Source organism: Sodalis sp. (in: enterobacteria) (genome assembly GCF_051710625.1).
GTDB lineage: Bacteria > Pseudomonadota > Gammaproteobacteria > Enterobacterales > Enterobacteriaceae > JBPESN01.
Map to the genome: position 1 here is coordinate 21,044 of NZ_JBPESN010000001.1, position 12,245 is coordinate 33,288.

General features: G+C 59.4%; 9 protein-coding genes and 8 pseudogenes. 11 read left to right on the forward strand and 6 right to left on the reverse strand.

What is annotated here, in order from left to right; genetic code table 11:
- Positions 1-338: 338 nt before the first annotated feature.
- From ACTBDU_RS00205 to ACTBDU_RS00230, 6 genes and pseudogenes are all read left to right on the forward strand, one after another.
- The gene (locus tag ACTBDU_RS00205) at positions 339-632 is read left to right on the forward strand and encodes a phage protease (RefSeq protein ID WP_438805212.1); all 294 of its coding nucleotides are present in this window, start codon (positions 339-341) and stop codon (positions 630-632) included.
- Complete coding sequence (locus ACTBDU_RS00210; protein ID WP_438805125.1) at positions 523-756, forward strand: phage protease; 234 nt, start codon at positions 523-525, stop codon at positions 754-756. The genes ACTBDU_RS00205 and ACTBDU_RS00210 overlap by 110 nt, the downstream gene beginning before the upstream one ends.
- The gene (locus tag ACTBDU_RS00215; protein ID WP_438805126.1) at positions 722-1,294 is read left to right on the forward strand and encodes a phage protease; all 573 of its coding nucleotides are present in this window, start codon (positions 722-724) and stop codon (positions 1,292-1,294) included. The genes ACTBDU_RS00210 and ACTBDU_RS00215 overlap by 35 nt, the downstream gene beginning before the upstream one ends.
- A complete protein-coding gene (locus ACTBDU_RS00220; RefSeq protein WP_438805127.1) occupies positions 1,254-1,607 on the forward strand; it encodes a hypothetical protein in 354 nt (117 codons plus the stop codon). Before ACTBDU_RS00215 ends, ACTBDU_RS00220 begins: the two co-directional genes overlap by 41 nt.
- Before the next feature lie 345 nt (positions 1,608-1,952).
- Entirely contained in the window at positions 1,953-2,300 is a 348-nt protein-coding gene (locus ACTBDU_RS00225; RefSeq protein ID WP_438805128.1) for a phage GP46 family protein, read from the forward strand.
- A gap of 42 nt (positions 2,301-2,342) precedes the next feature.
- Positions 2,343-3,478, forward strand: a pseudogene (locus tag ACTBDU_RS00230) (IS3 family transposase).
- A 494-nt stretch (positions 3,479-3,972) separates the two neighbouring features.
- Here ACTBDU_RS00230 and ACTBDU_RS00235 read toward each other — a convergent pair.
- Both ACTBDU_RS00235 and ACTBDU_RS00240 read right to left on the reverse strand, forming a co-directional pair.
- Positions 3,973-4,230 (reverse strand): enoyl-CoA hydratase/isomerase family protein, encoded by a 258-nt coding sequence (locus tag ACTBDU_RS00235; protein ID WP_438805129.1) that lies wholly within the window; start codon positions 4,228-4,230, stop codon positions 3,973-3,975.
- A gap of 19 nt (positions 4,231-4,249) precedes the next feature.
- Positions 4,250-4,468, reverse strand: a pseudogene (locus tag ACTBDU_RS00240) (enoyl-CoA hydratase/isomerase family protein); the annotation flags it as partial.
- Positions 4,469-4,824: 356 nt separating this feature from the next.
- Between ACTBDU_RS00240 and ACTBDU_RS00245 the strand changes: the two are divergent.
- The 3 genes and pseudogenes from ACTBDU_RS00245 to ACTBDU_RS00255 form a co-directional block, all read left to right on the forward strand.
- A complete protein-coding gene (locus ACTBDU_RS00245; RefSeq protein WP_438805130.1) occupies positions 4,825-5,448 on the forward strand; it encodes a TetR/AcrR family transcriptional regulator in 624 nt (207 codons plus the stop codon).
- A 287-nt stretch (positions 5,449-5,735) separates the two neighbouring features.
- Positions 5,736-6,435, forward strand: a pseudogene (locus ACTBDU_RS00250) (ATP-binding cassette domain-containing protein); the annotation flags it as partial.
- A 3-nt stretch (positions 6,436-6,438) separates the two neighbouring features.
- Positions 6,439-7,396: pseudogene (locus tag ACTBDU_RS00255) on the forward strand (iron ABC transporter permease); the annotation flags it as partial.
- A 227-nt stretch (positions 7,397-7,623) separates the two neighbouring features.
- Here ACTBDU_RS00255 and hemL read toward each other — a convergent pair.
- Entirely contained in the window at positions 7,624-8,904 is a 1,281-nt protein-coding gene (hemL, locus tag ACTBDU_RS00260; protein WP_438805131.1) for a glutamate-1-semialdehyde 2,1-aminomutase, read from the reverse strand.
- A gap of 292 nt (positions 8,905-9,196) precedes the next feature.
- Here hemL and ACTBDU_RS00265 point away from each other — a divergent pair.
- Positions 9,197-9,842, forward strand: a pseudogene (locus ACTBDU_RS00265) (chloride channel protein); the annotation flags it as partial.
- 82 nt (positions 9,843-9,924) lie between these two features.
- Positions 9,925-10,269, forward strand: coding sequence for an iron-sulfur cluster insertion protein ErpA (erpA, locus tag ACTBDU_RS00270; RefSeq protein ID WP_438805132.1), 345 nt, complete (start codon positions 9,925-9,927; stop codon positions 10,267-10,269).
- An 80-nt stretch (positions 10,270-10,349) separates the two neighbouring features.
- Here the strand turns inward: erpA and ACTBDU_RS00275 are convergent.
- The 3 pseudogenes from ACTBDU_RS00275 to mtnN form a co-directional block, all read right to left on the reverse strand.
- Positions 10,350-10,820, reverse strand: a pseudogene (locus ACTBDU_RS00275) (TRIC cation channel family protein); the annotation flags it as partial.
- Positions 10,718-11,512: pseudogene (locus ACTBDU_RS00280) on the reverse strand (ABC transporter substrate-binding protein). The pseudogenes ACTBDU_RS00275 and ACTBDU_RS00280, both read right to left, overlap by 103 nt.
- Positions 11,513-12,213 (reverse strand): annotated as a pseudogene (mtnN, locus tag ACTBDU_RS00285) (5'-methylthioadenosine/S-adenosylhomocysteine nucleosidase). It abuts the pseudogene before it with no gap.
- Positions 12,214-12,245: the final 32 nt, after the last annotated feature.

Consider the following 12,245-nt stretch of genomic DNA (forward strand, 5'->3'; position numbering starts at 1 on the left):
ACTATCAGGCCCTGGTGCACACCGTCAATGATTACCTTCAGCGCGCGCTAGACGAGTAACACTCTGTAAAGGCCGTGGCGCGTTTTTTGATAGTCAGGCAGGCGGGGGTGATGCGGGTGAAACCGCGTTAAGCGATTCTGGAGCGATTTAAATGGGTTTTAAACGGGGTATCGCCGCCCACGTCAGCGGTGTAGTCTGATGACAGTCCGTTTGTACTCTTACCCCCTACACCCTCGTTACGACGAGATACCCGACGCCCAGATTAGACTGTTTCCCATGAATACACTTTCTGGGACCGCCACCGCGTGAAAAACACCGTCCGCCTTGCCGCACTGACCGTGGCGCTGGAGAGCGCCGGTACCCGTGTCCAGCTGTTTCCGGCCGGCACCTTTCGCTCGCGGGATACACGCCCCACCGACGTGGCGCACTGGCGGCTGGAGGAACCGCGGGCCCGGAGGCTGATTAACGCTGCCCAGGCGCGCCTGACGCCGTACCACTTTGACTATGAGCACCAGGCTACCCATGCCCGATGCCCGGGGAAATGGCCAGCCCGCGCCGGCCGCCGGCTGGTATTCGCAGCTGGAATGGGTCGAGGGCCTGGGGCTGTTTGCGGTGGATGTCGAATGGACTGAGCGTGCCCGCACCCTGATTGCCGCCGGGGAGTACCGCTTTGTCTCCCCGCTGTTTCAGTACGACAGGCAGGGCAATGTGCCCTTGCCTGGTGAATGCCGCGCTGACCAACGTGCCGGCGCTTGACGGTATGGTGGCGCTGCTGGCGGCGACGTCACAACAACTCACGGGAGAAAATAACGTGGATGAACTGTTAGAACAACTACACTGGATGCTGAATCTGCCGCTGTCGGCCACGCCTGAGGAAATGACGGTTGAGCTGAAAAAACTCATTGATCGCCTGTCGGGCGGACAAGGGACGGCGGCCGCCCGCATCAATCTGCTGTCGCTGCTTGGCGAGAAGGATAACCAGATTGCCGCGCTATCACAGCAGACCAGCACGCCCCCTGATCCGGCTACCTATGCCCCGGTCAGCGTGGCCAATGAGCTGCGTGAGCACCTGGCCACCCATCAGCCGATTGCCGCGCTGTCGCGGCTACAGACCGGCGGCAACGCGTCGGCTGGGTGTCGAGGCGCGGCCATCGCCCCTGGGCGCGCACTGGATGTGCCGGCGCTAGCCGGGGAGAGTACGCCGGACGTGGGGCTGTTCCAGCACTACGGCCTGACCTCGGCCGGCCGGCACCATGGCGGTGGTGTTGCCGGTGGGCGGCCGTACCCGCCATAGTATCGTGATTGCCACCGAACACAGCACCTACCGTCTGCAAGGACTGGCAAACAGCGAGGTGGCGCTCTACAGTGACGAAGGCGCCAAAATCGTTATCCGGCGCGAAAGAATTATCGAGATGGAATGCGACGAGTATCGGGTTAAATGCAAACGCTATCAGGCTCAGGCCGAAGAGCGCGCCGGCTTCGAGACGCCGATGCTGTCAACCTCACAGGCACTGACCGCCGAGGGGCCTATCAACGGCCACAGCGGTATGACGATTAGCGGCGGCGACGGCGCGGTGACGCGCCTTGCGGGGGGGGGGAGGTATTGAGTACCAGGGCGGCACCCCTGCGCAGCGGCGAGGTGGAAATCAACGGCATCCGGTAAAGTGGACACAGGCACCTGACACCTTCCGGGCTGTCCGACGGACCGGTTAACGGGTAGGATAGCGTCGCGGCCCGCGACGCACACCACCGTACCAGTTACCCTCTACGCCCGCGTCACTCCTCCCGCCCCGTCGCCTACCTTACCCTGACGCCATGGACGCACTGATTGACAGCCAGACCGGTGATTAATTACACCGGCACTCGCACCACTGACCTGCATAAACGCGGTCTACCTACGCCTGATGGCGCCGCGCGGGTAATATTGGGCTGATCTGCAGCTGGGCTCACGTTTGTACGAACTGGCGCGGGCCAAAGACTCGGCCACCACCCGGCGACTGGCCCAGCAATATGCCGAACAGGCATTGCAACCACTGCTGGCCGATAACTGCGCCCGCCGCATTGACGTCCGAGTTAGCCGTCCGGCACAAGGTGACTTGCGGCTGCATATCGACGTCGTGGCCGCCAACGGCAATTTGCAAACCTTTACTCACCCGGTAAAAGGTCATTTAAACGGAATATCCCCATGGCGTACAGCACACCCCCACTTATACCGAGATTGCCGACACGCTCTTGCGCGATATCCGCAACCAGTTGCCCGACGCCGATACTGTAGTGGCACACTGAATTTGGCCACCTAAACAGAGGTGATATGCTCACCTCAGAACAGCACGGGTGCACCAATGAAAAGAAGAAATTTTAGTCCTGAATTCAAACGCGAATCCGCTCAACTGGTTGTCGACCAAAATTACACCGCCGCGCAAGCAGCAAAAGCCATGGACCTCGGCCTTTCTACGACGACAAAATGGGTAAAACAACTGCGTGATGAGTGACGGGGGGAAACGCCAAAAGCCTCTCCCATAACCCCGGAACAAATCGAAATACGTGAGCTCAACAAGAAGGTACAACGCATTGAAATGGAAAACGAAATATTAAAAAAGGCTACAGCGCTCTTGATGTCAGACTCCCTGAACAGTTCTCGTTAATCGGGAAACTCAGAGCGCATTATCCTGTGGCCACACTCTGCCACGTGTTCAGGGTTCATCGCAGCAGTTACAAATACTGGAAAAGTCGTCCTGACAGGCCAGACGGCAGGCGAACGGTATTGCGCAGTCAGGTTCATGAACTGCACAATATCAGCCATGGTGCAGCTGACGCGAGAAGTATCGCCACCATGGCAACCCAGAGAGGCTTCCGCATGGGGCGCTGGCTCGCAGGCAGGCTCATGAAAGAGCTGGGGCTGGTCAGTTGTCAGCAGCCGACGCACAAGTATAAGCGTGACGGTCAGGAGCATGTTGCGATCCCGAATTATCTTGAGCGCCAGTTCGCTGTAACGGAGCCAAACCAGGTATGGTGCGGCGAGGTGACGTATATCTAAACCAGGAAACGCTGGGCATACCTTGCGGTTGTTCTTGATCTGTTCGCGAGGAAACCGCTGGGCTGGGCTATGTCGTTCCCCCCGGACAGCAGACTGACCATCAAAGCACTGGAAATGGCATGGGAAACGCGTGGCAAACCAGCCGGAGTGATGTTCCACAGCGATCAGGGTAGCCACTATACGAGCAGGCAGTTCCGACAGTTGCTGTGGCGTTCCCGGATCAAACAAAGCATGAGTCGGCGGGGGAACTGTTGGGATAACAGTCCGATGGAGCGCTTCTTTAGAAGTCTGAAAAACGAGTGGATACCGGTAACGGGCTACATAAGCTTCAGCGAAGCAGCTCATAAAACTACCGACTATATCGTGGGATATTATAGCGCACTCAGGCCGCATGAATATAACGGTGGGTTGCCACCAAACGAATCAGAAAATAGACACTAGAAAAACGCTAACGCGGTGGCCAGTTTTAGTTGATCACTACACTTCTTTTCATTGGTGCACCCGTGCTGTTCTGAGGTGAGCATATCACCTCTGTTCAGGTGGCCAAATTCAGTGTGCCACTACACTTGGCGATCGAAGTAATTAATGGTGATAGCGATAAAGAGCAGGGCGCAGATACGCCATCGATAATGCACTAAACCGGTTTTCATAGTGATTACCTTCGAAGTGATACTGACGTCAGATAAAAAGATCGTCGCGTAATGGCATAACGCGTTATCGGCCGCAGACCGGTGCCCCCATTGCGAGGCGACGTTATCATTGCTTGTTAGACGCCTTACCCGGCCGGATGACGGTGGGGAAGGGCGGCATTGTCCCGAGCGCCTCCGTAATCGGCCGGACGTTTTTCCCGAAAGGCCGCGACGCCTTCCCGGGCATCTGCCGTCCCCTTGCACACCGATGCTGCGAATTCATAAGCGATATCCAAGGCCTGTGGTTCAATCATGCGCATAAGGCGTTTGCCTACCGCCAGCGCGCACAGCCGTTGCGCGCACCATCCAGCCGGGGATGGTGCCAAACGTGGCCTCAAGTGAGCCGAGTTTGATCCCCTCGGCGCCATAGCGGAAATTACATGCCAGCGCCAGCTCCAGCCCGCCGCCCAGGGCATGACCGGACAGGACCACCAGGGTAGGAACATCCATTTCCCTGATACGGCGGAACACGCGATTGCCGGCGCGGATGAAGCGGCTGCTCATCTCTGCAGGGGCAATGTCCCCTTAATTCTTTGATATCCGCGCCGCTGCAAAAGAAACGCTCGCTGGTCGAGCAAAACAGGATGCGGCGGATTTCCGTCAGCCCTTCCAACCGGGCGAGTCCCTCATCCAGCGCGCGCAGCATATCCAGCGTTAACGTATTGTGGGTTGCGGGCTTGTTGAGTGTGAATTTGGCGATGCCCTGTTTGATGCTGAGCGCGATCTCGTGGTGTTGCGCCATAATGTTCCTCTTAATTATTATGTAACGAACTTGTTCGTTACTTACGCTATCACTCCATTTTGCCGTCCTCAATAGTCCGGCGCATTTCAGCCTCGCTTGCGCTCGAAAAAAGTGTCAATGTGAGATAACGATCATATTCCTGAACGCAAAGCGATGCCTGGCCCATCCCCGCAGGTGGGTCAAAAGCAAGGGGGAGGCCGGACGTGATGCTCGGCTGCTTGGCTCTAGGCGGGGGGAATGCTCTGCGGGAATTGCGATCGGAACGGTGCCAAAGGAGCGGAAATTAGCGTATAGTTTTCATCTAAATAGAATAACTCAGTTGAGCTTATGCAATAGAATCTGCCAAAAAAAGCGTCGTGAAAAAGCGTCCGCGCGATCCGGTACAGACCAAAGCGCTGATCCTGGCGGCGGCGATGGATGAATTCGCGCGCCTAGAGTTGGGCGGCGCGCGCATTGATGGTATTGCGGCAAAGGCGGGCGTAAACAAACGCTTGATTTATGGGTATTTCAATAGCAAAGATGACCTTTTTCAGGCCGTGCTGGAGGATATTTATGCCGATGTGCGCACCGCTGAAGCGGCGCTGGGGCTGGATGAATTAGATCCGGTTGAGGCTATTTGCGCCCTGATGCGCTTCACCTGGAATTATTATCTGAAGCGTCCGGAATTCATGTCGCTGGTCAATAGCGAAAATCTGCATAAAGCGGTGCACGTTAAGCGATCTTCACGTTTTGCGCTGCTGCATGTAAATTTTGTCGATAGAATTAAACGTATCCTCGATCGCGGCGTAGCGGCCGGCGTTTTCCGCGCGGGCGTCGACCCGAGGCATCTTTATATTACGATAACGTCAGTCGGCTATCATTATCTCAACAATCGCTATACTCTTGAAGTCATCTATGGTCAGAACTTTGTTTCCGCCGACGCTCTCGAAGCGCGTTTCGCGTTTAATGTCGATATCATCCTTCGTCTGCTCAAACCCTGAAGCCGGGTGGGCTAAAAACGCCGGGTAGAGACGCGCCGGCGACGCCACGAATTGTGCTTACGGCATGATTCCTGTTACGCATATTATTATCACTAATTGAATAATTATTATTTACCTTTATGTTATGCGCGCGCGTGATGTCGCCGGCCGCGACGGTCTGTCAACGGATACCCGACAGACGATGCCCGCCGCCCTGACGTCGCGCGCCGGACTACCGCCATCGTCATGATACATCACGTACATTTTGCCAGGACGCGCCCGCTGCGCCCGCGAACCAGATAGAGCCTATGCCTAACGCAAACCCACCAACACACGCTCATTTCAGCCGGCGCGGACTTAGCTTTGCCGTGCCCGGGTGAACGCTGCTGCATCCGCTGGATTTTACTTTCCCCCCCGGCCAGGTCTGTGGTTTGATTGGCCACAATGGCTCAGGAAAATCAACGCTGCTAAAAATTCTTGGCCACCATCAACCGGCGAGCGGCGGCGAAGCGCGGCTTAATGATCGGCCGCTGGCGGAATAGGAGAATAAAGCCTTCGCCCGTCAAGTGGCCTATCTGCCGCAGCAATTGCTTGCTGCGGAGGGTATGACAGTGCGGGAGCTGGTGGCGCTGGGGCGCTACCCGTGGCATGGGGCGCTTGGCCGTTTCAGCATCGCCGATCGCGAGCATGTGCACGAGGCTATCGAACTGGTGAGGCTCGAGGGCCTCGCCGATAGGCTGGTGGACAGTTTGTCCGGCGGCGAGCGGCAGCGGGGCTGGCTGGCGATGACAATGGCGCAGGACAGCCGCTGCCCGCTGCTCGATGAACCGACGTCGGCACTGGATATTGCCCATCAGGTTGAGGAGCTGGCGCTGATTCAGCGGCTAAGCCGCCAGCATGGTCTGACGGTAATTGCCGTGTTGCATGATATCCAATATGGCAGCACGCTACCGCGACCATCTGACGGTGTTGCGCGGCGGTCGGCTTATCGCCGAGGGGGGGGCCGCCTTCGGCGCATTACTGTTGTGGCTTACCGACCAGTCGGTGGTGTGGCTGGGTGCGGTACTGGTTCTGGTGGGCGTCGGGCTGTCGCTGACTCTGGGTCGCAATGCCGAAAGCTGGCATTGGGCCCACGGCGAAGAGATGCTGCGTCTGTTGCCCTGGCGCTGGCCGCGCACGCTGGCAGCGCAGAGCGCCGGGGTAATGCTGGCCACCGCGGGTACCCTAATCCAAAAGCTGACCGCCAATCCCATGGGCAGCCCTGGAGTGCTGGGCATCAGCGCCGGCGCTTCCGGCGCGGTCATTCTCGTTATGCTGTTGATCCCGGGCGATGCGTTTGCCTGGCAATTGCCGGCAAGCAGCCTCGGCGCCGCGCTGACGCTGGGGGCGATAATCCTGGTGTCCGGGCGCCGTCACTTCTCACCGCAGCGCATGTTGCTGGCGGGTATCGCCATCGGTACCGCGTTTACCACGCTGATAACGCTGCTGCTGCTAAGCGGCGACCCGCGCCTGGGCGACCTGCTGTCGTGGATATCCGGCTCGACCTACGGTATCGGCCCCCAACAAGCCGTTTTCAGCGCGGTGACCGCATTCTGCCTGCTGCTGGTGCCGCTGTGCCGACGCTACCTGACGCTGTTGCCGATGGGCAGCGCCCTGTCGCTGGGAGTACCGCTGGTGAGGGTGCGGCTGTCGATTTTGTTATTGGCGGCCGTTATGACCGCCGGCGCCACACTAACGGTGGGGCCGCTGAGCTTTATCGGGCTGATGGCCCCGCATATGGCGCGCATGCTGGGCTTCCACAAACCACTGGCGCAGGGGCTGATGGCCTCGGCGATAGAGGGGGGGCATCTTGATGATGTTCGCCGACTGGTACGGTCGTATGGTGATGTTTCCGAACCAAATTCCCGCCGGCTTGCTGGCGACCTTTATCGGCACGCCTTATTTTATCTGGCGGCAGCGTCGCCGGACAAAACGGGCGACGCGGTACGCTGTTCGGCTACTGCCGTCAGGCGGGGCCGGGAGCAAATTACGTAAGCCGGGGCTGTGTGGCATAGGGGCTACTTCGGGAAAAGCCGCGCAAGCCGGACATGCACTGTCGAGTAATCGCCATCGGGCAACACCGCGCCTGTCGGACCTGTGCGGCTCAGGGGGTGCCGTCGGGCATACTGCGCAAACACAAGTCTGGCGACAGACGGGTCACAGCTGGGCAAAACTCTGTGCTGCGGCCTCCACGGTGTGACGAATCTCGGCGTCGCCGTGCGCCAGGGAGATGAAGCTGGCTTCAAACGCCGACGGCGCCAGATAAATCCCCGCCGCCAGCATTAGATGGAAGAACCGTTTAAAACGATCCACGTCACACGCCTGGACGTCCTGGAAGCAGGTCACCGTCGGCGACTCGGTAAAGAACAGGCCGAACATACCACCGACGCGGTTGACCACCAGCGGCACGCCCGCGGCTTCCGCTGCCGCCAGCAGTCCCTGCGCCAGACGTTCGGTCTGCTGCGTTAGCTGCTGATGTACACCCGGCCGGGCGACCTCGCGCAGGCAGGCGTAGCCCGCCGCCATGGCGACCGGGTTGCCCGACAGGGTTCCTGCCTGATAGACCGGCCCCGTCGGCGCCAGCGCCGCCATCACCTCACGACGGCCGCCGAAGGCGCCCACCGGCATGCCGCCGCCAATGATCTTGCCCAGGCAGGTCAAATCCGGCTTTACATCATAATAAGCCTGAGCACCGTCCAGCGCGACGCGAAAACCGGTCATCACCTCATCAATAATCAACAGCGCACCGAACTCGTCGCACAGCGCGCGCAGTCCGGGCAAAAATTCCGGCAGCGGCGGGACGCAGTTCATATTTCCTGCCACCGGTTCAACGATGACGCAGGCGATCCCGCGCGGGTACAGCGTAAACGCCTCGCGTACCGACTGCAGATCGTTATAGCTGCAGGTGAGAGTATACTTGGCATAATCCGCCGGGACGCCGGGAGAGCTGGGCTGCCCCAGAGTGAGCGCCCCCGATCCGGCCTTGACCAGCAGTCCGTCCGCATGGCCGTGATAGCAGCCTTCAAATTTGATTACCCTGTCGCGGCCAGTATAGCCGCGCGCCAGCCGGATGGCGGTCATGGTGGCTTCGGTGCCGGAGTTGACCATGCGCACACTCTCGATAGAGGGCACCAACTCGGTCACTAGCCGCGCCATTTTCACCTCGATTTCCGTGGGCGCGCCAAAACTCAGACCGCGCTGCACGGCGTCCAGCACCGCCTGGCGAACCGCCGGATGATTATGGCCCAGCACCATAGGGCCCCAAGAGCCGACATAGTCGATATAGCTGTTACCGTCGGCGTCGGTCAAACGGGCGCCGTCGGCGCTGGCGATAAACAGCGGCGTACCGCCAACGCCATTGAATGCACGCACCGGTGAATTGACCCCGCCGGGGATCAGCTGCTGCGCCTCGGCGTACAAACTTGCGGAATAACTCATCAATCAACTCCTGAATGGCAAAATTAACCTGACCCCTGTAGTGTAATCAACTGGCGGCTATTGTGAAATCACCGCGTCGATGCGCATCCGCGCCGCCAGGGGCAACGGCGGCATGACCGCGCCTGGCATTTAACATCAAAGGGCAGTGTTAAACTAACGAGTGTTATGAATAAATCCAATCCTTCTTAATACGTCGGTGCCGCAGGAGCGGCAGGCGCGCCGACATATGGTCCGCCGGCTGCTTTACCGCGATAAAACGCCGGTGCTTGTCTTGTAATGGCCGCGTTGGTAGGGCACGCTGGGGGGGCTGGTAGGCGTGTTTTTCGAGAAAGCGGTCAATGGCGTGCAGGCATTGCGTCTCGCTGCGCTGGCGTTATTGCCGCAAGCATGCCTGGCTGCTGATGCCGGCGGCGTCCTAGTACTGGTCGGTTCGTTTGCCGCCGGCGGTGGTTTCAGCCTGATGCCGCTGTCCGCAGCCGGACACTATACCTTCGGCATGCTGATATTCATCTTTCTCGCGCGCATGCTTACCACGCTCTTGTGTTTTTGTTCAGGCGCGCTAGGAGGCATTTTCGCGCCGATGCTGGCGTTAGGCACCCTGCTGGGTACGGCTTTCGGCGTGGGTGCCATGATGTTATTTCCCCAGAACGGCTTGCAGGCGGGCACCTTTGCCACCGCCGGTATGGGCGCGTTGTTCGCCTCCTCGGTCAGGGCACCCCCGACCGGTATTGTGCTGGTGCTGGAGATAACCGATCTATCAACTTATCCTGCCAATGACTATCACCTGTCTGGGCGCGACGCTGGTGGCGCAGTTCCTGGGGGGCAAGCCACTTTATTCCTCCCTGTTAGCGCACACCTTGCAGCGTCTGGGGCAGGAAAAGGATGCCCGGCAAGCGCACGTTGCAGCAAACGCGATTTCCCCGATACGCAATACTTGAACGTAAATGATGCCTAACGGATAATAGCCCTAGCGATCGGGTTGACGTGCCTTCAGCCCGACGATGGCCCGGGAGTAGAATTATGAGTGCAACGGCAGCTTTGCCATTACAGTTTACCGATTCAGCGGCAAGCAAGGTCAAAAACCTTATCGCAGACGAAGAGAATCCGAATCTGAAATTGCGGGTTTACATCACCGGCGGCGGCTGCAGCGGCTTCCAGTATGCCTTCACCTTTGATGATAAAGTCAACGAAGACGACTTTACCATCGAGAAACAGGGTGTCGCGCTGGTTGTGGACCCCATGAGCCTGCAATACCTGGTGGGCGGGTCCGTTGACTACAGCGAAGGGCTGGAAGGATCGCGCTTTATCGTCACCAACCCTACTGCCAAGACCACCTGCGGCTGCGGGTCGTCGTTTAGCATCTGACGCGCCGCGCGCCAAGCCGGCATGACATCGAGACTGGGACTCGGCGCGTGCTGATTTTTTTATGCCCTCGATAGGGCCCTATGCCTGTATCCGCCGGCGATACAGGCGGCGGCGTGAACCTCGGTGCGCCGGGTAAGCGGAATTTCCCGCGCCAGCACATCCCGCAGCATACCGCCTCCCACGCCGGTAATGACCCCCATACACACCGCGATAAGCGGCACCGTGCCGCTGGCGAACGCTTTATTGACGCCGATACCGACAAATACCGCCAGCCTGATAGCATCCAGCAGCGGCAGGATCCATTTCGGCAGATGGCGCGGCTGGCCGATGACAAGCAAGGTGACGAAGCAGGTGATGATCGCCACCACCAAATCGGTGGGATCGCATACCCAGAATACGGGGCCGTTAGCCAGCGCCATATCGCGGATGGCGCCGCCAGTGACCGCGGTCACCACGCCAAAGAAATCCATACGCAATTTGCCGGCCAGCAGAACACCGGAAATGGCGAATAGCGCGGTACCGAGAATATCCAGCCACCAGTACGGCGCCAGGGTACCTTTGCCGGGAGGGCAGCGCGGATTGGCGCCAGTTGCGTACAAAGCTGCTGCGCCGCCAGCAGGATGCGCCGCCCCGGACGGGCAAAACTGTTCTCATTGGGGGCAAACACCGGCGCCGTCAACTGCGGCCGCCAAAAGCCGCCAATCTGCCAGGCGGTGGTGGTGTCCCCCGGCACGATAATCACCTGCGGATGCCGGAGCAGCACCTGCTCGCGGCTGACCTGCAGCCAGGGAACGCGGCTGTCGGCAAAAATATTGCGCACGCCGCAAAACGCGAGGATCTGGTTTTGCAGCGTGGCGGCGCCGGCGGTAAACAGCGGCCGGCTGCCGAGTCTGTTCCGGATCCGGACTATAGGCGGCCAAGGTGTTCAGCGCGCCGGCCATCCCGTCGATGCTTTGCGGATCCAGGGTCGCCACCGGAATCCCGAAGGCGGCCAACGTCTCTAACGCGCGCTGCGGATTGCCGACACGCCACCCCAGCACCAGATCCGGTTTTAGGCGCCAGTATGCGCTCGATATTGTCGCCCTGCCACGAGGCGACCCGCTCAAGATGTCGCGCCGCGGGAGGATAATCCGACCAGGCGCTGGCGGCCACCAGCGCCGCCCCCCATGCCGGCGGCGTAAGCCAGTTCCGTGGCGTGGGGCGCGAGGTTGACCACTCGTTGCGCCGCGCGTCGGTAACGCATTTACCGCTGGCCGGCCAGGGCTTGCACCATTTCCTCCACCAGGCGGAGGAGCTTTGCGCCGCCACGGTGAGGAATTCTTCAAAGCTCAGATGGGATGCTTGATCCGCGACATCGGAAATCGCGCGCCCCACAAGGAAGGGGACGGCGAACTGATGGCACACATGAGCGATGGCCGTCGCCTCCATTTCCACGGAGATCGCCTGCGGGAAGGTCTGGCGGATACGGGCCAGGCCGTCGGCGCCGTTAACAAAGGCATCGCCGCTGACCACCAGACCGCATACCGCATGCATACCCAGACGATCGACGATCTCCTCCGCCAGCGCTACCAGTGACGGGGCGGCATTGAACGACGTCGGACACTGCGCCATCTAGCTGGGTTCATAGCCGAAAGCGGTCACATCGACATCGTGATAGCGCACTTCATGTGACACCACGATATCGCCGACCTTCAACGACGGCGCCAAACCGCCGGCAAAACCGGTATTGATAACCAGCTCCGGTTTAAAATGATCCAGCAATAGTGTGCTGCCCAGCGCGGCGGAAACCTTGCCGATGCCGGATTTCACCAACGCGACTTCAACACCGTGTAGCTGACCCGTATAAATTTCACACCCTGCCTGCTACCACAGGGTAGAATGGTCTATGCGATCGCGCAGCAGCGCGACTTCCTGTTCCATTGCGCCGATAATGCCAATTTTCATAAAAAGTGTCCCCATTAAAAAAATGCGGACTG